This window comes from Oleiphilus sp. HI0061, assembly GCF_001635675.1.
Window position 1 is genome coordinate 1 of record NZ_LWFE01000035.1, and the last position, 527, is coordinate 527.

General features: G+C 49.7%; 1 protein-coding gene. It reads left to right on the forward strand.

The features are described 5' to 3' along the window. Positions 1 to 527: pyridoxal-phosphate dependent enzyme (locus A3735_RS00500; RefSeq protein WP_156499279.1), on the forward strand; the 527-nt coding region annotated here is incomplete at both ends.

Sequence of the window (527 nt, forward strand, 5' to 3'; positions counted from 1 at the left end):
GTGACTTCCAGGCGATCATCGGTCGAGAAGCAAAAGCTCAGTGCCTTGAGAAAGAAGGGCGATTACCTGATGCTTTAGTCGCTTGTGTAGATGGTGGCTCGAATGCAATCGGTTTATTTTACCCCTTTATCTGCGACCACGATGTTGAGATGTATGGTGTTGAGGCTGGAGGACACGGTATCGAGACTGGTGAGCATGCTGCGCCGCTATGCGCTGGCGCTCCGGGAGTTCTTCACGGAAATCGTACCTACTTGATGTCTGATAAGGCTGGCCAGATTCAGGGCACTCACTCTATTTCTGCAGGGCTTGATTATCCAGGCGTTGGTCCTGAGCATTCCTGGTTGAAGGACATGAAGCGAGCAAATTACGTGTCGGTTACCGACGATGAGGCACTTGCTGCATTCCGTCGCCTAACGCTAGTTGAGGGTATTATGCCTGCACTTGAGTCAAGTCATGCAATCGCCTATGGAATTAAAAAGGCGGCGACGATGTCATCCGATAAAATTATGATCATTAACCTTTCAGGT